General features: G+C 69.4%; 21 protein-coding genes and 1 pseudogene. 9 read left to right on the top strand and 13 right to left on the bottom strand.

Annotated features, from left to right (window positions below; genetic code table 11):
• Positions 1 to 27: 27 nt before the first annotated feature.
• The 4 genes from BLS95_RS19905 to BLS95_RS59840 all read right to left on the bottom strand — a co-directional run bounded on the left by BLS95_RS19905 (position 28) and on the right by BLS95_RS59840 (position 3,495).
• Positions 28 to 861, bottom strand: coding sequence for a hypothetical protein (locus BLS95_RS19905; protein ID WP_090933326.1), 834 nt, complete (start codon positions 859 to 861; stop codon positions 28 to 30).
• A gap of 235 nt (positions 862 to 1,096) precedes the next feature.
• Entirely contained in the window at positions 1,097 to 2,701 is a 1,605-nt protein-coding gene (locus BLS95_RS19900) for a YncE family protein (RefSeq protein WP_143043802.1), read from the bottom strand.
• Positions 2,702 to 2,876: 175 nt separating this feature from the next.
• A complete protein-coding gene (locus BLS95_RS19895) occupies positions 2,877 to 3,221 on the bottom strand; it encodes a DinB family protein (protein ID WP_176993255.1) in 345 nt (114 codons plus the stop codon).
• A complete protein-coding gene (locus tag BLS95_RS59840; protein ID WP_090933320.1) occupies positions 3,133 to 3,495 on the bottom strand; it encodes a maleylpyruvate isomerase N-terminal domain-containing protein in 363 nt (120 codons plus the stop codon). Before BLS95_RS59840 ends, BLS95_RS19895 begins: the two co-directional genes overlap by 89 nt.
• A 95-nt stretch (positions 3,496 to 3,590) precedes the next feature.
• Between BLS95_RS59840 and BLS95_RS19885 the strand changes: the two genes are divergently transcribed.
• Positions 3,591 to 4,550, top strand: a complete 960-nt coding sequence (locus tag BLS95_RS19885) for a helix-turn-helix transcriptional regulator (RefSeq protein ID WP_090933318.1) — start codon at positions 3,591 to 3,593, stop codon at positions 4,548 to 4,550.
• 503 nt (positions 4,551 to 5,053) lie between these two features.
• Here the strand turns inward: BLS95_RS19885 and BLS95_RS19880 are convergent.
• Positions 5,054 to 5,998 carry a phosphotransferase gene (locus BLS95_RS19880; protein WP_245765165.1) on the bottom strand — a complete coding sequence of 315 codons (945 nt, stop codon included), beginning with the start codon at positions 5,996 to 5,998 and terminating at the stop codon, positions 5,054 to 5,056.
• Positions 5,999 to 6,670: 672 nt separating this feature from the next.
• Positions 6,671 to 7,261 carry a DinB family protein gene (locus BLS95_RS19875; RefSeq protein WP_090933317.1) on the bottom strand — a complete coding sequence of 197 codons (591 nt, stop codon included), beginning with the start codon at positions 7,259 to 7,261 and terminating at the stop codon, positions 6,671 to 6,673.
• Between the two features lie 836 nt (positions 7,262 to 8,097).
• Here BLS95_RS19875 and BLS95_RS19870 point away from each other — a divergent pair.
• Complete coding sequence (locus BLS95_RS19870) at positions 8,098 to 8,391, top strand: tyrosine-type recombinase/integrase (RefSeq protein ID WP_218135865.1); 294 nt, start codon at positions 8,098 to 8,100, stop codon at positions 8,389 to 8,391.
• Between the two features lie 116 nt (positions 8,392 to 8,507).
• On the opposite strand, the gene BLS95_RS19865 is transcribed toward BLS95_RS19870, so the two are convergent.
• The 3 genes from BLS95_RS19865 to BLS95_RS19855 form a co-directional block, all read right to left on the bottom strand.
• Positions 8,508 to 9,263, bottom strand: coding sequence for an alpha/beta fold hydrolase (locus tag BLS95_RS19865; RefSeq protein ID WP_090933313.1), 756 nt, complete (start codon positions 9,261 to 9,263; stop codon positions 8,508 to 8,510).
• A gap of 116 nt (positions 9,264 to 9,379) precedes the next feature.
• Positions 9,380 to 10,546 carry a YbfB/YjiJ family MFS transporter gene (locus tag BLS95_RS19860; RefSeq protein WP_245765164.1) on the bottom strand — a complete coding sequence of 389 codons (1,167 nt, stop codon included), beginning with the start codon at positions 10,544 to 10,546 and terminating at the stop codon, positions 9,380 to 9,382.
• Positions 10,537 to 11,361, bottom strand: coding sequence for an alpha/beta hydrolase family protein (locus BLS95_RS19855; RefSeq protein WP_090933311.1), 825 nt, complete (start codon positions 11,359 to 11,361; stop codon positions 10,537 to 10,539). The genes BLS95_RS19860 and BLS95_RS19855 overlap by 10 nt, the downstream gene beginning before the upstream one ends.
• Positions 11,362 to 11,441: 80 nt before the next feature.
• Between BLS95_RS19855 and BLS95_RS19850 the strand changes: the two genes are divergently transcribed.
• Positions 11,442 to 12,035 carry a TetR/AcrR family transcriptional regulator gene (locus BLS95_RS19850; RefSeq protein ID WP_090933308.1) on the top strand — a complete coding sequence of 198 codons (594 nt, stop codon included), beginning with the start codon at positions 11,442 to 11,444 and terminating at the stop codon, positions 12,033 to 12,035.
• On the opposite strand, the pseudogene BLS95_RS19845 reads toward BLS95_RS19850, so the two are convergent.
• Positions 12,032 to 12,316 (bottom strand): annotated as a pseudogene (locus BLS95_RS19845) (Tn3 family transposase); the annotation flags it as partial. The gene BLS95_RS19850 and the pseudogene BLS95_RS19845 overlap by 4 nt on opposite strands.
• Before the next feature lie 826 nt (positions 12,317 to 13,142).
• On the opposite strand from BLS95_RS19845, the gene BLS95_RS19840 reads away from it, so the two are divergent.
• Together BLS95_RS19840 and BLS95_RS19835 are read left to right on the top strand one after the other, a co-directional pair.
• Positions 13,143 to 13,955, top strand: coding sequence for a nitroreductase/quinone reductase family protein (locus tag BLS95_RS19840; RefSeq protein WP_245765162.1), 813 nt, complete (start codon positions 13,143 to 13,145; stop codon positions 13,953 to 13,955).
• Positions 13,956 to 14,034: 79 nt separating this feature from the next.
• Complete coding sequence (locus BLS95_RS19835; protein ID WP_143043801.1) at positions 14,035 to 15,108, top strand: DNA alkylation repair protein; 1,074 nt, start codon at positions 14,035 to 14,037, stop codon at positions 15,106 to 15,108.
• A 540-nt stretch (positions 15,109 to 15,648) separates the two neighbouring features.
• Here the strand turns inward: BLS95_RS19835 and BLS95_RS19825 are convergent.
• From BLS95_RS19825 to BLS95_RS19815, 3 genes are all read right to left on the bottom strand, one after another.
• Complete coding sequence (locus BLS95_RS19825; RefSeq protein WP_245765161.1) at positions 15,649 to 16,710, bottom strand: ABC transporter substrate-binding protein; 1,062 nt, start codon at positions 16,708 to 16,710, stop codon at positions 15,649 to 15,651.
• Positions 16,711 to 16,971: 261 nt separating this feature from the next.
• Positions 16,972 to 18,120 (bottom strand): SMI1/KNR4 family protein, encoded by a 1,149-nt coding sequence (locus BLS95_RS19820; protein ID WP_176993278.1) that lies wholly within the window; start codon positions 18,118 to 18,120, stop codon positions 16,972 to 16,974.
• A gap of 278 nt (positions 18,121 to 18,398) precedes the next feature.
• Positions 18,399 to 19,787: an LVIVD repeat-containing protein gene (locus BLS95_RS19815; protein ID WP_218135863.1), complete on the bottom strand. Its 1,389-nt coding sequence runs from the start codon at positions 19,785 to 19,787 to the stop codon at positions 18,399 to 18,401.
• A gap of 267 nt (positions 19,788 to 20,054) precedes the next feature.
• On the opposite strand from BLS95_RS19815, the gene BLS95_RS55765 reads away from it, so the two are divergent.
• The 4 genes from BLS95_RS55765 (at position 20,055) to BLS95_RS19795 (ending at position 22,848) form a co-directional block, all read left to right on the top strand.
• Complete coding sequence (locus tag BLS95_RS55765; protein ID WP_176993277.1) at positions 20,055 to 20,213, top strand: hypothetical protein; 159 nt, start codon at positions 20,055 to 20,057, stop codon at positions 20,211 to 20,213.
• A 257-nt stretch (positions 20,214 to 20,470) separates the two neighbouring features.
• The gene (locus BLS95_RS19805) at positions 20,471 to 20,998 is read left to right on the top strand and encodes a nuclear transport factor 2 family protein (RefSeq protein ID WP_176993276.1); all 528 of its coding nucleotides are present in this window, start codon (positions 20,471 to 20,473) and stop codon (positions 20,996 to 20,998) included.
• A 132-nt stretch (positions 20,999 to 21,130) separates the two neighbouring features.
• Positions 21,131 to 22,462: a hypothetical protein gene (locus tag BLS95_RS19800; protein WP_090933289.1), complete on the top strand. Its 1,332-nt coding sequence runs from the start codon at positions 21,131 to 21,133 to the stop codon at positions 22,460 to 22,462.
• Positions 22,459 to 22,848, top strand: a complete 390-nt coding sequence (locus BLS95_RS19795; protein WP_090933287.1) for a hypothetical protein — start codon at positions 22,459 to 22,461, stop codon at positions 22,846 to 22,848. Before BLS95_RS19800 ends, BLS95_RS19795 begins: the two co-directional genes overlap by 4 nt.
• Positions 22,849 to 22,856 lie beyond the last annotated feature (8 nt).

Raw genomic sequence — 22,856 nt, 5'->3', positions numbered from 1 at the left:
TCCTGCCGGCCGCGCGGAAGATCGAGGCTAGAACGCCACCTGCGCTATCTCGACCACGCTTACTCGCGGATCCTTGACAATCGTCGTCACATGGTCGGGCCAGGTGGTGCCGATCATTCCGTACCACAGGCCTTGCGCTGCCCTGGTTCGCAGCTCGGGGAGGTTGAGGCCGAACGAGGCCAGCGCTGCTCCGTCTTCCGTTGTCAGCTCGTCGGTCCAGCTTCTGAAGACCGAGGTCAGCGAATCCCTGATATCAGGATTGCAGTCATCGAGGCCACGAGCATTACAGTATCCCGAGTAGTCCCACGATATCGGCAGGCCGCCGCTATTGACGGGTGGGGAGAACAGGCCCACATCCGGGATCATTTTCCAGACCTGCCGCACCTCGCTTTCTTGCAGCGGCTTTTTGAAGCCCACCACTACCGTCACTTTCAAGTCTTCCACCCGTGCGAGTTCCTCGAGGCGGGCCACCGCCTCCTCAGTCGTCTGGGCCTGGGTTTCCGCGCTGGAGAAGGGAACCTGGATGGCATCGGTGAGCCTCCAGTGCCGCAGGACCGGCATGCTGACGTGGCCGTCCGGAGTCAGGCGCAACTCCAGGTTCTGCCGCCCGAACACCTCGGAGTGCGACCATCCTGGCCATCTGGGTTCCACCGCGACGCGAACGGTGTCCCGGTGCTCCCGGTAGGCCCGGGAAAGCAGTTGCTCTTCATGCACCACCTGGTAATCGGGCCGAGCCACGGCCAGTGCATTCACCCAGATGAGCGCCCTGCGGTCGATTCCTTGCGGAGTTGTGTCGGCGGTGCAACCCCCGGAGGTCAGGCAGGCGAGCAATAACACCGACAAAGCGAGGGCGCGCGCCATGCTGAGCTCACTCTCATTCGTTCTGCGGGCCAACCTGATCTTAGCTTCCAGCCCTGTGGGCGGGGCCCAGACCGATACCCCGCTACCGGGACGCAGCTGATTAGTGCGCATGCCGACCGGCCCGCATTGGATCAGCCGGACTGAACCGGGTGCCCTGCGCCGAAAAGACCGGGCAGGGCTGACATCAGCGTCCGCCCACATCCACGGAGAAGGATGTGGCAATCACTCGACCCGGCTAGACGTTCCCAGCCCGCACCGTGACGAACAGGGCGTCACTGGCGCCGGCAGCGACATCGTCGCCGAGGAACTCCACACTGTAGATGTACTCGCCCTCCTGGACGGGCCGATCACTGATCTTGAAGCCCCCGGTCTCGGAGACCTGCACCGTACCGAGCTCCGTGCTGGTGCCGTCGGGGTTCGCACGGATCACCGTCACCGACGGACCGGTGGTGGGCGCCTGATCGCCGAACTTCAGGGTGCCCAAGATTCTGAGCCCGTTCCCGATGACCAGGTCCGTGCGGCCGGTCAGGGTGAGCGATGCCGACTGACGGACGACGTCGACGGACACCGACGCCGTGCTGCCGCGGACGGTGGTGGAACCGCGCCAGCTCACGTCGTAGCCGACCGTGCCGGCCGTCGGCGGGGTGTCGCTGATGGTGAACGTGCCGTCCGTTCTCGTCTTCGCGTGGAAGAGCGCCGTGCTGGTCCCATCCGGGAGACGGCGGGTCACCGCCAGCGATCGCAGGCCCGGGGCCATGCCTTCGGGCAGGGTGAGCCGACCGGTCAGTGTGAGGGGTTCCAGCGCCGTCGCCCCTTCCGGGGCCGACAGGGTCACGGCCGACGGCAGCAGGGTGGCGTCCTCCAGCCGCCACAGGCGCAGGTTCGTGGTGCCGGAGGTGTAAAGGACGCTGAAGACATCGTTGCCGGCGATGACCATGGCCAGGATCTTGGGGGTCGGCCATCCGCTGGGGACCTTCTGCGTGTACGTGATCGCTCCCGTGGCCACGTCGTACAGTTCGACGCCTCGCCCCAGCCACCAGCCGCCTGCGAGGTGGTCGCCGTCCGGGCTGACGGCGAAGCCGCCCACCTGGCCCAGGACCCCCGAGTCCTTGCCGTAGTCCCGGAGTTTCGTCAGGCTCGCGAGGTCCCAGGACTCGAACCCGCTCGAAAATGCCAGGACGGCTGTGGAGCCGTCCTGGGTGATGGCGAGCCCCGGGCGGGAGTTCGTGGCCGGGCTGTCCCCGTCGATCTCACCGCGCAACGTGGCGGAACCGGCGCTCACGTCGTACACCAGGACGTCGGCCACGGCGGCGGCGTCAGGAGCGCCGAGCAGCAGGGTGTTCCCCGCGGCGGCGATCGTGGGCGCGGTGGCCTGCCCGGTCACGACCGCGACCGGTTGCGGGGCCGGGGCCGACACGTCGAGACGGGTGACACCGCCGGTGAACCACTCGCACCCATGGGCCGTCCACAACGTCTCCCCGGACAGTGCCAGGTCGGTCGGGCACGGGTAGGCCGTGAAGTCGATCCGCCGGGTGACCGCCAGGGCGGCGGCGTCGATCTCCACGACCTCGTGTGAGCCGGGCAGCGCCGCGTACGCGTGGGCGCCGTCCGGTGCCGCCACGAGACCTTCCACGCCTGCGAGACCGGTGACCGCGCCGAGCAGCACGCCTTCGGTGTCGGTGACCACGACGCGGTCCCCGGCGGTCACGAAGACCTTGTCTCCTCCCGTGACCACCTCGCTGTGGTCGCCGATGCTGAAGCGAACACCGAGGTCGGTCATCGAGTCGGCGGCCGAGCCGGCGGGCGCCGCGGCGACGACGAGCCCGGCCGTCATGGTCATGGAACCCATGAGGGCGATTAATCGACGGGCCCGTTTTGAGGGTGAGAAGCGCACGTGTACTCCGCTCTGAGCATGACCATGGGCAGATGGGAACCTCGTGATCAACTCAGATATCCGGTGGCCGGTCAAGATCCTTAGCAGGTGACCACGCGGTGCGGCGCCAGTGGATCGGTCGTCAGCGCGGGGTGCGGCCGAGGTAGCGGAGCAGGTCGTCGGCGACCGGAGTGGAGGAATGCCCGCCAGCGGCCTCGACCACGGGAGCGTAGGCGCCCCACTGGCGCAGCGGTTCGACGGTTCCCTGCGCGGCGGCGAGCAGGTGGCCCGCGAGCTCGTCGTCGAGCGGGGACGGTTGCCCCGTGGCGGTCGCGATGTCCCATGCGTGCACAGCGGCGTCGAGCGCGCACATGACCGCGGCGACCGGTGTGGGCAGGTCACCGTGCGGCAGCGGCGTCGGGACGGTCTCGGTGTCGTCGGACACCGTCGCCCACGCCGCGGCGGTCTGCTCGGTGGCGTCTTTCACCAGCTCCGCCGCAGTGCCGTCGACAGCGCCGGAAGGCGAGAAGGGGTCGTAGGCAGGACCGTTTCCCGATGCCGAGCATCTTCGCGTAGGCGAGCTGGTCGCCCGCGGCGTGCTGGATCACCTGGGTGACCGTCCATTCCGAACATGGGGTGGCGTTGTCCCACTGGTCGTCCCGCACACCCGCGACGCTGGCCTCCAGCGCCCGGTACGAGGCGGCCAGCACCGCACGCCAGACCGGCCGCAGGGAGGTGACAGTGGCGGTGGTGGTGTTCATGATCTCGCCTTTCGGTCTCTTCCTTGCTTGCGACTCCAGGCTATGGGCCTATTAGGCTATTTTCGTTCCTAATGATTCCCGGGGGTGAAAACACGATGGCTCCGACGACATCCCGAGTGCTGCGCCTGCTGTCCCTGCTGCAGGACCGGTCCTCCACCGGCCGCGAACTCGCCGAGCGCCTCGGCGTCACCGAACGCACACTGCGGCATGACATTCAGCGCCTCCGCGAACTCGGCTATCCCGTGCACGCCGCGCGCGGCGCGGTAGGCGGATACCGGCTCGGACAGGGCACGAAGATGCCCCCGCTGCTGCTCGACGACGACGAGGCGGTGGCCGTGGCACTGGCCGTCGGTCTGGCCGAGGACGGCTCCACCGGGATCGCGGACATCGACACCAGCCTCACCCGGGCGCTCGCCAAGCTCCAGCAGATCCTCCCGAAACGCCTGCAGCGCAAAGTAGCCGCCCTGCGATCGGCCACCGCCGTCGGGCCCGCCACGGTCGGCTCCCGGGAACCGGACGCCCCGGTGTCCGCCGACACCCTCACTGTTGTCGCGGGCGCGATCCGCGACGGCGCGACCCTGTTGGCGACCTGCGCCGACACCGAAACCGAGGTCGAGCCCTACCGCCTGATCAGCTGGCGCCGCCGCTGGTTCCTGGTCGCCTACGACCTCGGCGCGCACGCCTGGCGGGCGCTGCCCGTCGCCGACCTGACGCGCGTACGGTCCGGGTCCCGCCGCTTCGCCGCCCGCTCCCTGCCCGAGGACGACCTCGTCGCCTTCGTCCTGCGCGAAGTCGCGCAGACCGGCTGGAAAGTCCATGCCCGCGTCACCGTCCTCGCCCCCGCCGAGACCGTGATCGCCCGCATCAACCCCGCCGTCGGCGTCGTCGAAGCCGTCGACTCCCACACCAGCATCCTCGTCACCGGCGCCGATGCCCTGGAGACCATCGCCATCTACCTCAGCATGCTGATGATGGACTTCCGCGTCGACGGCCCACCCGAACTGGTCGCCCACATCCGCACCCTCGCCCGCCGCTATACCGAAGCCCTCGACTGACAGGCCGACCGGCATGCCCGTCGATGATCTCCCGGTCGAGGCCGTTCGGAGCGCTCCCGGCTCGCTCACCGGGATCACGGGATCGCGTCACTCCCCCTCGCAGATCGCAGACAGGTCTGCTGACCCTCCAGCTGCGCATGGCCCCCGCCACACGATGATGCCGGCAGGCTGGAATTCGTTCCGGACCTCTTCTGTGGGGGTCGTCCCGCATTCGTTCAGGTATGAGAGACACGAACTCTATGCCGCGCAGCCAAACCGGCTTCTGTACCGACTGGAAACGGGAATTCTCATCGGCGATCTCGAAATGAGTATTCACGTTCTCGGGAGCGAGCGTGTACCCCTCGGAGGCAGCCGGGATCGTGGGAGCGATCGTTATCTTGGGTAGTCAAGCAAAAGAGCTGGTCAGCTGCTTGAAGGCCTGTCAGGCACGTCAGGCAAGTAGACCCCACCATGCCGAGCATGGTGGGGTCCGGCGCGAAGGTATTCGAGCGTGTAAGAGGCGATCAGCGATGGGCCGTTGCGATGAGGCGTCGCAGTGCGGCGTGTGCGGGTGGGCCCCACGTGGCCTTGCCACCTCGCCGGCCGCGAACGCCGGCTTCGCCGATGAGCATGCCGCTGAAGGCGCGCAGCACTGCCCATCCGCGGGCGCGACGCAGGGTCGCGGCGTCCGGAGCCGGTCGGTAGGCGGCGTGGAAGCGGTCGAGGGTGTCGTCTGGCAGCAGGGCCCAGGCGGCGGCGAGGTCGAAGGCCGGATCGCCGGCGAACAAGTCGCCGAAGTCGATCACACCGCAGATGGTGCCGTCCTGGGTGAGGACGTTGGCCGGATGCAGGTCACCGTGGAGCCAGAGCGCGGGGCCTGTCCACGCGGGTGCGGCGGCGGCGTCTTCCCAAACTGCCCGGACGGCATCCGGGTTGGGGATCAGCCCCTTCTCGATGGCCTCAGCGAGCTGTCTGGCGAACCCGCCGGAGCACTCGGCCAACGGCGCTCCGCGGCCGCCCTGGCCGGCGGGCGCCTCATTGGGGGCGGGCTGGTGCAGTGCGGTCAGGAAGGCGGCCAGGGCGTCGGCCGCCTCCGCGCCGCGCGTGACGGGGGCGCGGTCGGCGGGCTCGCCCGGCAGCCAGGTGGTGACGATCCAGGGGCGCGGAAACCGAGCGGAAGGCTCGCCGAGGCGCTGCGGGACGGGAACCGGCAGCGGAAGGCCCGGGGCGAGTGCGGGCAGCCAGGCGTGCTCCTTGAGGAGCAGCTCGTCTGCGGTCTCCCCCATCCAGGCAGCTGTCAGCTTGATCTGCCTCCACTCCGCGGCGGACAGAGCAGCAGTGTCCGCCTCTGTCAGCGGTGACATGAGCAGCGACGCGCTCAAGACGGTGAAGCCGAAGTCGTTGAGGGAGGCCGCCCAGGCGGGTGGGTTCTGGAACCCGTCGTTGTACCAGTAGCGTCGGTCGTCCACGAAGGCGATCAGCGGGTACTGAGCGTGGAACAGCGCAACGTGCTCTCCAGCTCGATCGTTGATCGTGGCGCTGTGAAAGTTCTGCGGGTACTGCTGTTCCGTAAAGTCCCGACCTGCCCGCGGGCGGCGCGGGCTGCGGCGTACCAGGCGGTACGACACACCCGAGGATCGGTCTCTGGCAGCGGTGGGTCGCTGAAGTGACGGAACCCCGTTGAGCCCCGCTCGAGTCGGAAGGCAATCTGTGCGCTGTCCGCCTTCAACCCTCCGTCCCGAGAGCGGGCCACTCACACTTCGATGGCACGAACCTACTGGTCGTCAATCTTCAGTGACAACGCTCACTCTTCGCCGTCATAGGACGGTTGTTGTCCTGTGACAGCGAAGGTTGAGCGTGTGCCATCGAAGTTTGAGTGACGAAGCGAGCGAGATAACAGCAGGCGGATCAGCTCACGGGAGCAAGTGCCATCGTTATCTAGGGCTGGAGGACCCTTCCAGCAGGTCAGAGGACGATGATCTCTTCTTTCACGTAGGTCAAGTTGACCGAACGTAGCCCGGACCCAAGAAGAACCGAGCGTGCGGAGAGCGCCTCGAGGTCGTTAAGGGGCGCGTCGCAGCACTCCGACATTTGGCGTTTATGTGATCTTGCTGGTGGGGCCCACGGTGCCGCGATTGTGGCTAAGCCTTGATTGGTGCGGCCGACCTGGCGGCCTGCTCGATCTTCGCGCAGTAGGCTGCACGGGCTTCCTCGTCGATCTGCTTCTCGTGTTCGGCGCGCAACCCGGTCCGGCCGTCGAGGCCCTCGCGCAGGATATCGGCGTGTCCGGCATGCCGGATGGTCTCGCTGAGGACGTGGAGCATGATGGCGAACAGGTTCGTGTGCCAGGCCGGCGTTGACTCCGGCCACCACGGCACGTGGCCGGGGGCGTCGAGGGGAAGCTCGTTGATCGTCGCGTCCGAGTGTTCCCACGTGCGCCGGTAGAACCCGATGATCTGATCGCGGGTCTCGTCCTCGGTCGCCCACAGATCGCTGCCGTTGGAGTCCTGCCACCGGGGCAGCGGTTCCGGGGAAGGGCGGTCGAAGACCTCGCCGAAATACCTGGCCTCGACGGTGGCCACGTGTTTGACCAGGCCGAGGAGGTTGGTCCCGGTCGCTGTCAAAGGTCGGCGGGCGTCGTATTCGGACAAGCCGTCGAGTTTCCAGAGCAGCGCCTTGCGGTCCCGCCGCAGTCTCTCGTGCAGGTTATCTTTCGCGAAATCGTCGATCACGGGCCACTATCCTGTCAGACTGCGCCGGTGGGCTCAGGTTGCGAGCTGCCTGGCGTCGGCTCCGCCAACTATTGCTCACAGCGCACTGCTTGCCGAGGTCGTCACAGAGGACGGGATCACGCTCCCCGCGCTGCGATGGCTGATCGTCGATCACGACGAAGTCTGTAGGCAGTGGCGTAGTTGATCAACGCCATCATGTGGACGAAGATGTCGTGCTCGTCGATCAGCCGGACCCAAATCTCCTCTTGGCCCAACCGAAGGCCCGCACCGGCGGCACGTGCTCGAACCGGACGCTCCAGCTGACTCCCAGCAGCCTGCGACACCGTACTCCGTCTTGATAGAAGTCCAGCTGAAACGCACCGAGATCCGGATCCCCGTGCGCAACCGCGAGTTCCTCCACCGTCACTCCTGACGACTGGCGATGCGTCACTCAATCTTCGGTGTCACGAAACTAGCGGTCATCAACCTTCGGTGACAATGATTAGCCTTCAGTGACAGAGGACAGTTGTGCCGCCCTGGGTCGGGCGTCAGCGACGACCGTAGTATCGAACTTTTGAGCGAATGAATCGGGTGCGCTGCTGGTGTGCTCGGCGCCATGGGCAGCAAGCCGTGGCGATCGTGCTGATCGCCGTAACGGCCCAAGCGCTGGGTACGGTCCCGACCTCAGGCTCACGGAGCACGAGCCGGCGCCGGGGCCATGGACTGTTATTGGTGATGGCCAGATCGCCTGGTTCAGCGTACGCACGTTGGCGCGGACCGGCTCAGGGCAGATGAGGCCGATGGCGTGCGTGGTGAGGTGCCCGGCGCCGGAGCGGGCCGGTGTTCACCACCGACCGGTGGGCCCGGGTGGAACTGCCGCCGGCCGATGTCGATGCGGGCACAGTGGGAAGGCGCGGCTGTCCTATCGTCGGGCGGCCGAGCTGTTCGAGAGCGCCACCGGCGGCTGGACACTGCACCAACTCCGGCACTCGGCGCTGACCCACGCGGCCGAGGACGGCGCCAACACCTCCACCCTGCCGGCCTACTCCGGGCATACCTCAGTCGTCTCACTGGCCCGCTATGCCCGGGTCTCCGGAGAAGCACTCGCGCGCTGGCAGGCCGGACGCGATCCCGCCGCCCGCAGGCGCTGAGGAACGCGCACTCTCAGCTGTCGATTCGCCGGATGGGAAGGATGGCCCTGAGCGTGAGCGAATGGCTGGGTGCGGAGGGGCTTCCCAGAGCGCCGGAGCGCGGCGCTGCTTCGGCGCTACGCTTGGCTGGCCAGCGAAGGTCTTGTGGTGACTGCTCTGGTGGCAGCCCGCGCGGTGGAGCTGTCCCGATCCTCGCCATCAGCAGGGTCTACGACCTGGAGCAGGATCTTCAACAGGTCCTGCGGCGCGTCCCGCATGAGGTTGTGCCCGCTGTCCAGCGCGTACGTCCGCCACGAGGGGTCTTCGCGCAACCGCTGGTAGACGGGGGTGAACGGGGATTGGCCGTCCCATCCTGCGGCGTACACGTAGTCCCTGCGGCGGATGTGCGCGAGGTCGCTGGTGAGCTGGAGCGGCTGGAGCAGCGAGGCCAGTGGGTGGGGCGTGGCCCGTGGGTCGAAGAAGGGCAGTGGCCGTACCGCGTAGCCGGTCTCCACCACGTCCATGTACCACTGGCGCTCCTGGTCGGAGACGAGGGTCCAGGTGGAGTCGCCGGGCTCCGGCACCATGGCGTCCAGGTAGACCAGGGCATTCACTCGTTCGGGTGCGCGGTCGGCGGCACCGGTGATCACCATGCCCCCGTAGCTGTGGCCGACCAGCACCGCATCCTGAATGTTTTCAGCGTCTAGCAAACTGGTCACGTCCTGGATGTGCGTATCGAGGTTCACTCCGCCGTGCAGCAGATGGCTGCGCTCGCTGAGCCCGGTCAGCGTCAGCGGGTAGGCGGCATGCCCCTGCGCGCGAAGCTCGCCGGTGAGCGCCTCGAAGCACCAGCCGCCGTGGCACATCCCTGGGATGAGCACGAAGTTGCCCATGATCTTTCTCGCTTCCTCTTGTCGGGTTTGGTGTCTGGTGGCTCGTGAGGGGCTGCCCGGGAGAACGTCGACCGCATGCGCGGTGTGTGTCGGGTCGCCGGTGTCAGACGCACGTCTCAGTTGTGTGCCGCGCCAGGCCGGGGTGCGCCGGGGCGTGTGCGGCCTCCGGCGATGGCGATCGCGGAGGCCGCGGCGCACAGGATCGCGGTCCACGCCAGGGTGGCCTCGGTCGAGGTGTGATCGGCGACCATGCCGGCGATCCACGGCCCGGCGGTCTGCCCGGCCGCGAACACCGTGGTGAAGACCGCCAGCGTGGCGGTCCAGTCGGCGGGCGGGACGTTGCCCTTGATGAGGGCGGTGATGGCGGCGGGAACGCCCATGAATGTCGCCCCGTAGATGATCGCAGAGGCGAGGATGACCGGTGGCGTGGGTGCTGCCAGCGCCAGCGCCGCTCCGCCGGCCAGGATCGCGAGCAGGGTGGCCAATGCCCGGGTGGCGGCCCACTCGGCGGTGGGGCGGCTCCACAGCGCAGGCGCCGCAACGACGGCCAGGCCCAGTGCCGTCCAGGTGAGCACCACCTGCCCGAGCGAGGCGTGTTGGTCGGCGAGGTAGGCGGACAGGAAAGTGATGTAGGTGATGTACCCGGCGGCGAACAGCAGGTAGGCCAGGGCGGCCCCCCACAGCGGGCGCATGCGGACCCGGCCGGCCGCGGCGGCATGCGCGTCCTCGCCCGTGCTCGCCGCGCTCCAGCTCGCCACGGTCGTCAGCGCGGCGGCGACGGCCAGGCCGACCCAGGCCAGGCGCCAGTGCTCCCCCAACGCGGGGACGCTCACACCGCTGACAACGATGCCCAGCCCAGTGCCGGCGAAGTACACGGTGATGGGCGAGCTGGAGGCCGCGCGGGCGGCGACGCGCGAGGCGATCACACCGCCGGCGACGAACACCACCGCCCCCGCCGCTCCGGCTGCGGCCCGCGCGGCCAGCAGCGCCGGGTAGGCGTCGCTCGCTGTGGTGGCAGCCAGCGACACGGCCGTGAGTGCCATCCCGATGCGGAAGGCGGCGGCGGTGCCCCAGCGGCGCACGATCGCGGCGGCCACCAGCGCGCCGAGGAGGTAGCCGAGGCCGTTGGCGGTGCTCATCGCCCCCGCTTCAGCCAGGGTCCAGCGCAGGTCCTCGCGCATGGCCGGCAAAAGCAGGCCATACGCGAAGCGCGCCAGCCCGAGCGCCGAGGCGGTGCCGAGAGCCAACCGCAGCGCCTGCCACTGCGCCTGCCTCACGGGCACCGTGCCAGGAAGCCCAGGAGCGTACGTGTCAGGGTCACGCGATGGTCCGACAATGCGTGGTCTGTCGGGAAGAGGTGGTGTTCGAGGTGTTCGACGGGCTGCGCCTGGTAGGCCGTGACGACTGGTTCGTGATGCACGTCGTACGGCGTGACGGTGTCGAGGCCGGTGCCGATCAGGAGCACGGGGCGGTCCGCCAGCAGCGGTGCGAGTCCGGCCAGCCGCCATGAGTCGCCCGCCGCCTCCATCTCGCCGACGAGGGCTTCCCCGCTGGTGCCCCGGAGGGGACCGAGTTCGCCGGTGAACGCCTCGACATAGCTCGCCCGGACACTCGGGTCGGTACGGCAGAGCGCCGCTGCCGTACCGAAGTCGAACGCGGCCACCGAGGCGACGGCGGCGACGGACGGTTCGGCGGCCGCGGTCATCAGCGCGGCGAAGCCGCCCAGGCTATGACCGATCAACACCAGCCGCTGCGGATCCAGCCGGTGAGCGGCGGCATGGTCGCGCAGTCCGGCCACGACCGCTGCCGTGTCCTCCAGCACGTGCCCCCACGACCACGAGCCGCCGACGCCCCAAGAACCGCGATAGTGGAACACCAAGGACGCGTAGCCCGCACGGCGCAGCACCTGCGCGAGATCGAAGTTGCGTTCGTTGCCGGGGAATCCGTGCAGTAGCACGACGACAGGGTGCGGCCCCCGGCCTGCCGGCACGTGCAACACACCGAGCAAGGACGCGCCCCCACTGTCGAACGTCAGCGCCGGCGTGGTGGCCGGAAAGTCAGGATCGCGCGGCGGGTCGGCAGCAAGCGGGTCAAACATACGAGAACTCCCCGAGATCGAACCAGTCGGTACGATCTGAGACATTACATCGGATCGGACCGACCGGTACCATCTACCTCATGCCAGTCACCAAAGGCTCGACGATCGACCCCGCACGCACGCGCGCCACCATCCTTGAAGCGGCCACCGCGGTGCTGTACGAACGCGGCCTCGACGGCATCGGCGTCGCCGAGCTGTGCACCCGCATCGGGGTGTCTAAGGAGACGCTCTACCGGCACTTCGGCACCAAGGACGGCCTCGTGGAGGCCATGCTGCAAGCGCGCAGCGAGCGGGTCACGAGCTGGCTGGCCGAAGCCGCCGCAGCCGCCGGGGACGCCCCCGGCGAGCAACTCGCCGCGGTGTTCGACGCCCTCCAGCGGTGGTACGACGACCCGGTCTTCCGTGGCTGCGCGATACTGAACGCGGCCGCCCAGCACCACGTCGACGCCGTTCGCACTATCACCGCGCGCCACCTGGGCCACTACCTCGACCTCCTGACCGGCATCGCCAGCCGTGCCGGAGCTGTAGATCCGCCCGTCCTGGGACGACAACTGCTCATGCTGGTCGAGGGGGCGACCGTCGTCGCCGCGCATCACGACGCAGCCGGCGCTGGCGAGGCCGCCCGCCAGGCCGCGCTCACCCTGCTGTCCGCCGCCGCTCGCCCCAGCCTCTAGGACTGGCCTTCCTGGCTTCCTGTCTCAGCCGCCGATGCCCGGTCAGGGTGAATGTCCACGGACTCGCCCAAGGGCCGCAAACCTCCGGGGAGTTCGGGCAGTGCGAAGGAGTAGCGACCCGGCATGTTCACATGAGCATGGATGAAGGGCGAAAGGCGGGCAACATCTTCATCGCGCACCGGGAATCCCTGCCCGCGCAGCTTGGCCAGGGCGGCGTCCATGTAACGGGTGTTGAACAGCACCACGGCGTTGAGGACCAGGCCCAGCGCGCCGAGCTGGTCTTAACGGAAATGATCTTGCAGGCTGCTTCTGGCAGGCGGTCGACGCGCAGGGTCACGGAGCGTGACGCCAAGATTTTCCGCGGGGGACACCCTGATTGGCGCCTATGCGCTGTCGTTCCGGGCTATCCAGCACTACACCGTCGGCGATCCTCGCGACGCGGTCGCACTCATCGAGCAGCCCGTGGCCGAGGAACGCAGAGCTGCATCGAAGTACTGTTCGGCTTGAGCGTGGTATCCATCGTCGAAGTGCACCCAGGCGCAACAGCGGGCGGCTTCGGCGGCGGCCGCGTACAACCGGCGGCCGGTGGGTTACCTGGCCATGGACGCCGGCCGCGACGCGTTCGCACATGCTCATGGCCGATCCGGCCAGGCCCACTCACCGACACCAGCCGAGGGCCGCCCCAGCACGGCGGGAGAATGACCCCGATGACGAACACGACTCCACGACCGCAGCCCGCACCGGAGGCTCCTCCGTCGTGTGCTTCACGACCGGCGGGTCATCACCCGGTAGGTGATCACGAAGCCGGCCGTGGAGGTGAACGGCAGCCGTCGCGGGACAGGCTTGACAGTTCTCCGGGAATATGGGCGTAATGGCGGTCGCGTCGCGTGTCGCCGGTCGAGGAGAACGGCGGTGGCATGGAGGCGCCGTTTCAAAGGGGATGACGCCGTGACTGTTTACACCGTCGGTCGTGCCTGAGCACACCGCGCCCGCGCGTCGTCCCATGCCTGCGGTGGTGCCGTAGCACCCGTACGCACCGGCATGCCCGCGCGGGTTTCCGAGGTCATTGACACCCAACCCGCCAGGAAGCGATCACTCCGCATGCCCATGAACTTCAATCAGCAGATCATCGAGGAATTCCGCGCCAACAAGGGCCAGGTCGGCGGCCCGTTCGAAGGAGCCAGGCTGCTCCTGCTGACCACAGAGGGCGCCAGGACGGGCGCCTCCCACACCACGCCGCTCGGCTACCTGCCCGACGGCGAGCGCCTCCTCATCATCGCCTCGGCCGGCGGCGCGCCCAGACACCCCGCCTGGTATCACAACCTGCGCGCCAACCCGCTGGTCACCGTGGAGGACGGCCTCCTGACCTACCAGGCCAAGGCCGTCGTGCTCGAAGGCGAGGAACGCGAGCGCTTGTTCGCCCGCGCCGTCGAGTCCGACCCCGGCTGGGGCGCGTACGAGGAAAGGTCCGGCCGGACCCTGCCGGTCGTGGCGCTGCACCCGATCCACGGCGGGCCGCCCCCTGGCCGCTTCGGCGACGCGCTGATCCTCGTGCACGGCGCCTTCCGCCGGGAGCTGGCCCTGATCCGCCGGGAGGTGGCCGCCTCGGGTCCCCGCCTGGCCGCCCAGCTCCGCGTCAACTGCCTGACCATGTGCCAGAACCTGCACGGGCACCACTCGCGCGAGGACGACGCCCTGTTCCCGGGGCTCAAGGGCCGCTATCCGGAGCTGGCCCCGGTGCTGGAGAGGCTTCAGGCCGAGCACGTGGTCATCGCGCGGTTGCTCGACGAGCTCAGGGAGGTCCTGGCCGACGCGGACACCGCCCCCGGGGACCTGCTCGCCGAGGTGGAGCGGCTCACCCGGGAGCTGGAGGCCCACCTGGACTACGAGGAGGAGCAGCTCGTACCGCTACTGAACTGACCTTCCGGCCCGCCCCCGCCGGAGCCGATCTCGCCCGGCGGGGACGGAAAGTGTCGGTGCCTTCTGGCATCGTGCGGGCATGGCGCAACCCCTGAAAGAGTTGATCAACACGGAGTCGGTGGGGCGGCTCGCCGGCGGGTTGGCCGCGGCGTGGGCGCCCTTCGCCCGTGAGGAGTTCGTGCGCGCGGCGCTGGCCGGGCTCGACGGCCTGGAGCTCAAGGAGCGTGTCCGGCATGTGGCGGGCGCCCTCGCCGCCGCGCTGCCGGTGCCGTTCCCGCAGGCCGCGGGGCTCTTGCGCGAGGCGGTGGCGCAGGCGCCGCTGGACCTGTGGAGCGGCTGGCCGGCCACCGACTATGTCGCGCTCCACGGCCTGGATCACCTCGACGAGGCGATGGGCACGCTGGCCGTGCTCACCCGCCACAGCACCGGGGAATTCGCCGTGCGCCCCTTCCTCGACCGCTACGAGGAGAGGGCGCTGGCGGTCATGCACCGCTGGGCAGGCTCTCCCGACGAGCACATACGGCGGCTGGCATCGGAGGGTTCGCGGCCCCGGCTTCCCTGGGGCGCGCGGGTGCCGTGGCTCATGCGGCCGGGCCCCACCCTGCCCATCCTCGACCTGCTGCGTGACGACCCCAGCGAATACGTGCGCAGATCGGTGGCCAACCATGTCAACGACCTGGCCAAGGACCATCCCGAGGTGGCGCTGCGACTGCTGGACCGGTGGCGTTCCGAGGGCGGCTCACACGTCGAGAAGGTGCTCCGCCATGCCGTACGCGGTCTGCTGCGCTCCGGCCATTCCGGCGCGCTCACCCTCGTCGGAGCCCAGCCTGGGCAGGGGTCGGTGGAGAAACTGATCCTCGATCACGACCAGGTGACCATCGGCGGGCACCTGCGGTTCAACGTCACCGTCGCGGCGGCCGCTCCCGGTGCTCTGGTGTTGCGCTACGCGGTGCGGCGTGACGGCTCCCGGCGGGTCTTCCACCTGGGCGAGCGCACCGCCGACGCCGGCGGGCAGACGTTCACGCTGGCCAAGTCCCACTCCTTCAAACCCGTCACGACCCGGACCGAGCCGCCGGGCCCACGAGTGCTGGAGATCGTGGTCAACGGCACGGTCCGGGCAAGCGCCCCCTTCGACCTGCTCGACACCCCATAGAGCTTTGCGGAGCCGGCCGTAACCGGGCCACACACACCGTACGGGACGTCGCCGACAGGCGGGGAGGGTGGCGAGCAGGAGGGTAGGGCGGCGTGTAGCCGGCGTGGTGAGCAGACGGGGCTAGCGGTGAGCAGACGGGGCTAGCGGTGAGCGGCGGCGACGGCGAGCAGCCGGAGAGGGCAGCGAGCGGCCGACGATGGCGAGCAGGCGGGGCGAGCGGCGTGTCGGGCGGCGCGTCCAGCCCCCAGATGCCCTCCGCCAGGGCCTGCACCGTCACGACCCGGCCGGCGTTGGCCGTGAGCAGCGCGAGCAGGAGCCTCAGCCGCGGACCGCCCAGATCCAGCGCCCGGCCGCCGACGCGCACCCCCAGGGAACCCAGGACCCGGACGTTCAGCGAATCGACCACACTTAATGGGATGCGTCCGAGGAACTCCAGATACCACGACACCGGACGGATCCGGCGTGATGCCGGTTCCTCCGGTGGCGAGTCGAGGATGGCCCGTTGGGATTGCCTGCGACAGAGCCGGCCTGGTGTCCCTCTCAGCCGGCGTGAAGGATCCGAAAGCGATCCGGTGCCGCCGGGTCCCGATCGACGACCTGGACCGGCGGCCATGCCCACTGCCGAACGCTGATGTCCGGCGTGCGGGAGAACCGGATCTGCCCGCGGGTGCCTTCGACCGCGACGCGCGACCAGGATGCGGCCGTGCTCGCCCGGTCCACGCCGTCAGAACGCAGCACATCGGCGAGGACGGTGATGGTGTCGTAGCCCTCGAAGGCTACGAAGGAGGGCGTTTCGGTCAGCCGTTCGTAAAGGGTCTTCTCGACTCGTGCACCGAGTGGGCTGAGGTGCTCGGGCAGGTAACGCAAGAACGGGATCGCGGCGCCGTCGTCGCCCAGCAACGTCGCCCATTCGGCGAACTCCGGTTGCCCGGCCGGAGCACCGATCAGGATCTCGGCGAGGCGCTGGTCGCGGCGGACGGCCTTGACGATCGACACCGCCGGCTCCGGGATGCCGACCAGCAGAAGGAGGGCCGTCGCGCGACTGCCGACGAGTTCGTCGCACACGGCCGTGGGGTCGAGCGCGCCCATGTCGAGCTCGATGACGGTCCCGCCGCGCGGAGCGAGGTGATCGCGCAGGATCCGGGCCCCGGACGCCCAGTAGACACTCGACTGGGTCGCCACGGCGATTCGGCTGTGGCCCGCGCTGAGGAGGAAGTCCGCGTAGATCCGCCAGCCGTGGGACTGCGCCGGGGCGAGGCGCGCGACCCATTCCGTCGGCTGTTCGGTGAGTGCGTCGAGAACCGCTGACGAGCAGAGGAACGGCAGGCCGAGGGCGTCGGCCCTGGCGGCGGCGGCGCGGGCGACCACGCTGTGATACTCGCCCGCCAAGGCGGCCACGCCCAGGCTAGCCAATTCATCCACGGCTGCCGCGGCCTTCTGCGGATCAGCCGCGGTGTCTCGTACCACCAGCTCCAGTGGCCTTCCGGCGATCCCGCCGGAGTCATTGACCTCGCGAACGGCCAGTTCGAGTCCAGCGAGCAGATGCCGGCCCGCCTGGACCCAGCCGGGCCGGGTCAGCGGAACGAGGGCGCCGATCCGCACGGATGATCCGTCAGTCCGCTCGGCTCCGGATGGCGATGGTGGCGTAGTCATGCGGTGGAGTCTCCCCTGTGACGATTCGATGGCGGTTCGCCCGGATCGCAGTATGAACGTCCCGGCCGGTCGGCAGCGGACGTTGATGGGGGAGACAAGGGCAATCACCTCGGCAAGTCAGGACAATCCGGACGTGCAGCTTACCCACACGCAAGCCCGCGATCCAGGTCAGCCCCCGGAAGAATGATCGACTCAGCCCGGCTGACGGGATCACCCTCTGGGCGTGGAGAGGATCTCCCGGCCTCGCTCCGGGGTGATCAGCGGCGCGATGCGCGGATCGGCCATCAGGCAGATGGGGGCAAGGTGGTCATCGCTCACCGGACGCCACAGGGGGAGCGCGTCATGCAGCAGGGGCCAGGCGTCCGGCCCTGCGAAGTCGATCGCGCGGACGGCGGCGTCGAACTCGGGGTTGCCGTACGAGAGCTGGAAACCCGGCTCCTTGCGCCGGTCCCGGTGGTCGATGATCAGGCGTTTGACCGGCTCGATGCCGCGCTCGTAGAAGCCGGCGAGGCAGGACTGGGTGAGGTGGGGATTGATGCGGGAGTGCTGGTCGAACAGCACGGGGAGGAACTCGGTGGCCAGCAGGGGCTCGTCGAGTTCCCAGGTGGAGTTCTTGTTCACGGTGTCAGTGAGCGGGTGTTCGATCCACTGGCTCGCTTCGCGGTCACCGATGCCGAGCATGACGCGTAACTGGAAGTACAGGATGCCGGCACGGTCGCGGCCGAAGCGGTGGGCCTGCTCCAGTGTGTGCAGCGGCGCGTCGACCTGGCCGGCCAGGCTCGCGAGCCGGGCTTGCTCGATTCTGTCGTCCCATTCCCGCTGAGTCCGGCATGAGGGCCTGTCGAGAGTGTGGAAGCTCGCGAAGGAGTCGTACATCCACTCGTAGAACGACTTGTGCCGCTCGGTCGGCTCGCCGGACCAGGAGAACAGCTCGTGAACGGCCCATTCACCGTCCGCGTTCACATCGTCGGGGTCGAGGACGATGATGCCCGCGTCCGCCTCCAGCGAGATCAGGACCGCCCGGTGGAGTATGGCGGCTTCCTCCTCGAAGATGTCGCTGTCGTCGTAGATCTCGGCCATGGACGGGTCCAGGTCACATAACCAGCCGACGTCGTTCGCGCCGCGCAGCTCGTCCACGAACGGGATGGTGAATCGCCAGCCGTTGCTGGCCTGGAGGAAGTCGCGGTAGGAGGGCGGCAGCGGACGGCCGAGCCGTTGCTCCAGCGTGGCGATCTGCTCCGTGGACGCGGGCGGATATCCGGGCCAGCCGGCTGTGAGCTCTCCTGCCAGGTCCGGGTGGGCGATGAGCCATTCCTCGGTCCAGCGCTTCAGGAACTGGTCCCAGTCGTGGGGATTCACGCGATCTCCTTTGATCGTGGAATGAGACGGCTCTCGCGGAGCAGCGCGGTCGGGCGATCGCCCGATCACCAGGTGGCCACCCGGACGCCGAGCCCGATCAGGGTGGCGCCGAGGAGCGCCTCCTGGGCGCGCCGGATGCGTCGGCCGATGAAGGGCAGCAGATGCTCGGTCGTCACCCGCACGATTGTGCCGTACAGAGATGCCGGCCGCCGCGTGAGTCGGGGCCTTCACCGCGCCCCTGGTCGAGACGTCGCCCGGCGCTTCCCCGGCCCGCTTCGTCAGCCGGTGTGACGCAGGATGTGCACGCCCTGGTTCTTGTCGGAGATGTAGATGTAGCCGCGCCGGTCCACGACCACGTCCTCCGTCTGTGCCACGAGCCTGTCCTCCGGCATCGGACCGTACCTGCGGGCGGGATCGGACGGCACGAAGTAGCCGACCTCGCGCGGCAGGCGGACGTTCGAGACGTCATAGACGCGCAGGCCGGCGTTGAAGTGCGCGACGTACAGGAGATCGCCCTGTCGTTGCACGTCCGGGTGGTGCTGGTGGTGGTTGATGTTGTGCGGGCCGCTCCAGCCACCCCTGCCGGAGAAGTCCGCGTACGGCGCCCCCGGCGGCGGTACGGGCGTCGGCAGGAGAGACAGCAGCCACGGCTTGGCCGGGTCGGAGATGTCCACGATCGAGGCGTGGGGCGCGGCGCCCCTGCCGTAGGAGACGTCCTCGGAGTTGGCGAAGGCGATCTTCCTGTCCGGGATCGGGAGCACACCGTGCACGCCGAAGCGGGAGTGGAAGGGCGGGCTGAAGTTCAGGCCGCCGACCGGCGTGGGCGCGGTGACGTCGGAGATGTCCAGCACGATCAGCCCCGCCGCGCCGTAGGGCAGGTACGCCAGATCCCCGACGACGTACGGCGGCCCGTGCAACGACACATCCGCGCCGTTCGCGCAGCAGAAGCCATGCGTGTGGAGTCGTTCGGGCTCCGGCGGGCTCTCCTCACCGTCTCGCTGCCCCGGCACCCACCAGCTCCCCACCTCCGTGGGCCGGGTCGGGTCGGCGATGTCCACGATCGTGTAGATGTTGCCCCTGAAGCCCTTCGCGCCGGCCGCCACGTGCACGTACCGGCCGCCCGGATAGAGGTTGCGGTGCGTGCCGGTGCCGCCGGTCGTGTAGTGACCGAGGCGACGTGGCTTCACCGGGTTCCCGATGTCCCAGATGTAGAGCCCCTCCTCGAAAGGGGCCTGCGGATCTCCACCGAAGTTGGGGAAGATCTGCTCCAGCGCGGTCACCATGATGTCGCCGTGCAGATCGACCTGCAGGGTCCAGGTGTCCTCCGGCCCCGGCACGAACGCCACCACCTCCGGCCGTCGGGGATCGGTGACGTCCACGACGCTCCAGCCGGAGTCCCAGAAGTGGCCGGTGTACAGGTACCAGCGGTTTCTGACGTGGCGGACGGCCATCTTGAAGGCGGGCCGGTGGTCCATGTCGGTATATCCGACGAGCTCCACATTGCGGGCGAACTGGCCCCGCGGGCCCGCTACCACCGCGTCGGCATCGGTATCCGCTCGGGCCGGTGCCGTGCCCGCCTGGGTCATCGCCAGGGCGGAGGCCGCGGTCAGGGAGGCACGCATCACACCGCGCCGCGACACCTCGGGAGACATTCGCTCGGGTTCCACGTCGCTCCTCACTCGAAGATCATGATCGGCGGTCGTGGATCACCCAACCAACTCGCTCGTGAAGGCACGCGAAAGATCACTTTTCGCGGAACTTTCGCTGCCCGGCGAGCGATGATCCACTAATCGTCTGGGTCATGACGACAAGCGAACCGCACGAGCCCCTGACGAACGGCCTGAGCAGGCGGCGTTTCCTGGCCGCGGGCGCCGCCACAGTGCCCGCCCTCGCCCTGGGGACCTCCCGGCCAACGCTCGCCCCTCGGTGCCGACGTGTGGCGGCTCCTGCAGCACACCGGCGGGTGGGACCGCGACCTCTCGGGCGACCACCTGGACATGGACCACACCATCTCCAGGTCCCTCGGCGTCCCCCTGCCGCTCACGCGCGACCACATCATCCAGTACGCCTGCGGCCGGCCACTCGACTTGTAGGCGTACCTGCTGCCGGGGGTGCAGCCCTGTTCAACCGGAACGAGGAGAGCGGGGCGCCGGACTTCGACGTGCTCAGCCCGCGTATGAACGCCCAGATCGGCAAGGTGACGACCTGGCCGACGACGGACCTGTTCCCGCGCTACCTCTGATCGGGGAACACCCCGTCGCCGGACCGGATGCCGCTCCTCGCATTACACGGTTTTTCGGTCGGTCCTGCTCTAATGACGCCTCAAGATCAACGAGAAGGGGACGTCCTCATGAGTGAGCCGATCAACGCGTTCGACACGAGGTCCGGGTCGCGGCGGAAGATGTTCGGCGTGGTCGCCGCAGGCGGGCTCGCGGGGCTGGGCCTGCTGGGGCGGCCGGCCCACGCCGCGGTGGCCGGTGGTTCCGGCGGCGTGCGGCAGGTGGCCGACCGGGCCATGGACCGGTTCGACCGAGGATGGCGTACCGGGGATTGGGAGCCGTTCCTGGCGATGCTGACCCCGCGATTCTCCTTCTGGTTCCCCGAGGGCCAGTGGCGGGGGCGGCACGAGGGCGAGGCCGGTCGGCGCGCGATCGCCGAATGGGCCAGGTTCCACGGGACGAGCGGCAACCGCGTGAGCGGCGAGCGGAGATCGGTGGCGGTCATGGGGGACCGGGTCCTGTACGAGTACGACTCCCGAGGCGCCTCCTCCTCCACCGCCGGATACCTGAACTGGGAGACGATCATCGTGCAGGTGAGGGGTGAGCGGATCTCGGCGCTGCACGAGTACTGGGGCAACGTCCCGCCCACCGGGAACTGACGCGCCTTGCCACCGGCTCCTGGACCGCTCGATGGCGGCCCGGGAGCCCTCCGCTCGGTAGTTCCCGGGAACTAGGCACGTCAGTGCCCGTGGCCGATGTGGTGGTCCGGGGCCGATTCCTAGGCTCGGACCGTGATCAAGCGTCTGACCCTGGCCCTGCTCGCCCTCGCGGTCCTGCTAGCCTGGGCATCCCCCGCGGCCGCGCACGGCCGGTTCGCCGAGGCCGACGCGCGTTTCGCGCAGACGATCGCCGGCATGGAGCTCACCGTCGTGGTACGGGCGAGCGTCCGGGTGCCGGCGCCGCTGCAGGTGGACGTGGTCGCGCACGACCCCGGCCGGGGCGGGCCGGTCGAGCTGGCCGTCCGGTCGATCGAGGACGGCGCCTCCTCCGCGGCCTCGGTACGGATCGAGGCGGGGCGCCCCGGCATGTACCCGGCGGTCCTGCACGCCGGCCGAGCCGGGCCTCACCAGCTGGAGGTGCGGGCGGGCGGGGAACGGTCGGTGCTGCCGTTCACCCTGTTGGTGCCGCGCGCGCCGCTGTGGGAAGTCATCGTGTACGCCGCCTTCGCCTGCGCGGCGGTGGCGCTGATTGGCGCACTGGTGGGCGCGGCGTTGCGGCGCGGGGCGGTCGCGGCGGGGTCCGCGGGGACCTTCGCGGTCGCGCTCGTCGTGGCGTTCACCACCGGAGCGCTTTCGCCCTGGTTCACCCCGGAGGGGGCGCCTGATCCGGAGACGCTCACCCGTCCGAACGCGCAACCGCTGGTGGAGGTGACACCCGGGCGGCCCGCGCTCGGGGCGGCCTTCCGGCTGCGGGTGACGCTCTTCGACGGCTCCACCGGGGGACCGGCGGACGACCTGGCCGAACACCACGCCGCCCTGACCCACCTCGTGGTGACCAGCGACGACGGCCGCTTCTTCCGGCACGTGCACCCGATCAGGATCGCGACGGGCGTCTACGAGGTCGGGTTACGCGCCGAGCAGCCGGGAAGGCATCGCGCGTACGCCGAGTTCGAACGCACCGGCGCGGGCGGCCAGCTCGTGTCGGGCGCCTTCACCGTGGACGACGTGGACGACCGGGGGCCCGCCGGCGTTTCCGCGGCCGTGCCCGCCGGAGCCGCGCCGGTGACCGAACCCGCGCGGCCGGTCGCCGGGCGGCCGGTCCGGCTCACGTTCGACACCGGAGTCACCGCGCTGCGGCCCTGGCTCGGCATGGCGGGCCACCTGATCGTGCGCAGCCAGGACAGCGGTTACCTGGGCCACGTCCACGAGGCCCGCTCGATGGCCGACGCCACCGCCGTCCGGGTGCCGGACGAGTCGGTCGCCCGTTACGGGCCACGGCTGGAGTTCGTCTTCAGCTTCCCCCGGCCGGGCCGCTACCTGGCCTGGATCCAGTACGTCCGGGACTACCGGATCGTCACCGTGCCCCACGTCATCGAGGTGGCCGCGGAAGGGAGCACCCGGTGAGGCGGCGCGCGTACGTCGTGGCGCCCCTGCTGCTGATCGCGGCCGGGATCGGCTGGCTCGTGCTCGGGGGTTCTGCCCCCGGCCCGACCGAGCTGCACGGCAGGGGCGCCCGCCACGCCGTCACGGTCCGGCTGGAACCCCGTCCGGGTCTCCTCGAAGCGCGCCTGGAGATCCACCCGGCCACCCCGGCGGAGGTCTCGGTCTTCGCGGTGATGCCGCACATGGGCCACACCACGCCCGAGCTCGCCGCCCGGGGCGACGGGCCGGGTCGCTACGTGGCCCGCGGCGAGCTGTTCACGATGGCGGGCGCCTGGGAGATCGGCATCCGGGTGGAGGACACCTCAGGTGCCGAGGTCATCAAGGTCACCACACTGGTTGGAGAATAGGAGAAACT

Source organism: Nonomuraea jiangxiensis (assembly GCF_900099965.1).
GTDB lineage: Bacteria > Actinomycetota > Actinomycetes > Streptosporangiales > Streptosporangiaceae > Nonomuraea > Nonomuraea jiangxiensis.
This window is presented reverse-complemented; position numbering and strand designations above follow the sequence as displayed.

Bases quoted from the DNA above. Each gene is read 5' to 3' on its own strand.
- BLS95_RS19885 (WP_090933318.1), top strand. From the start codon at position 3,591: ATGGCTCCGACGACATCCCGAGTGCTGCGCCTGCTGTCCCTGCTGCAG.
- BLS95_RS19840 (WP_245765162.1), top strand. From the start codon at position 13,143: ATGAACTTCAATCAGCAGATCATCGAGGAATTCCGCGCCAACAAGGGC.
- BLS95_RS19865 (WP_090933313.1), bottom strand. From the start codon at position 9,263: ATGGGCAACTTCGTGCTCATCCCAGGGATGTGCCACGGCGGCTGGTGC.
- BLS95_RS19850 (WP_090933308.1), top strand. From the start codon at position 11,442: ATGCCAGTCACCAAAGGCTCGACGATCGACCCCGCACGCACGCGCGCC.
- BLS95_RS19835 (WP_143043801.1), top strand. From the start codon at position 14,035: ATGGCGCAACCCCTGAAAGAGTTGATCAACACGGAGTCGGTGGGGCGG.
- BLS95_RS19905 (WP_090933326.1), bottom strand. From the start codon at position 861: ATGGCGCGCGCCCTCGCTTTGTCGGTGTTATTGCTCGCCTGCCTGACC.
- BLS95_RS19900 (WP_143043802.1), bottom strand. From the start codon at position 2,701: ATGACCATGACGGCCGGGCTCGTCGTCGCCGCGGCGCCCGCCGGCTCG.
- BLS95_RS19855 (WP_090933311.1), bottom strand. From the start codon at position 11,361: ATGTTTGACCCGCTTGCTGCCGACCCGCCGCGCGATCCTGACTTTCCG.
- BLS95_RS19805 (WP_176993276.1), top strand. From the start codon at position 20,471: ATGAGTGAGCCGATCAACGCGTTCGACACGAGGTCCGGGTCGCGGCGG.
- BLS95_RS59840 (WP_090933320.1), bottom strand. From the start codon at position 3,495: ATGAACACCACCACCGCCACTGTCACCTCCCTGCGGCCGGTCTGGCGT.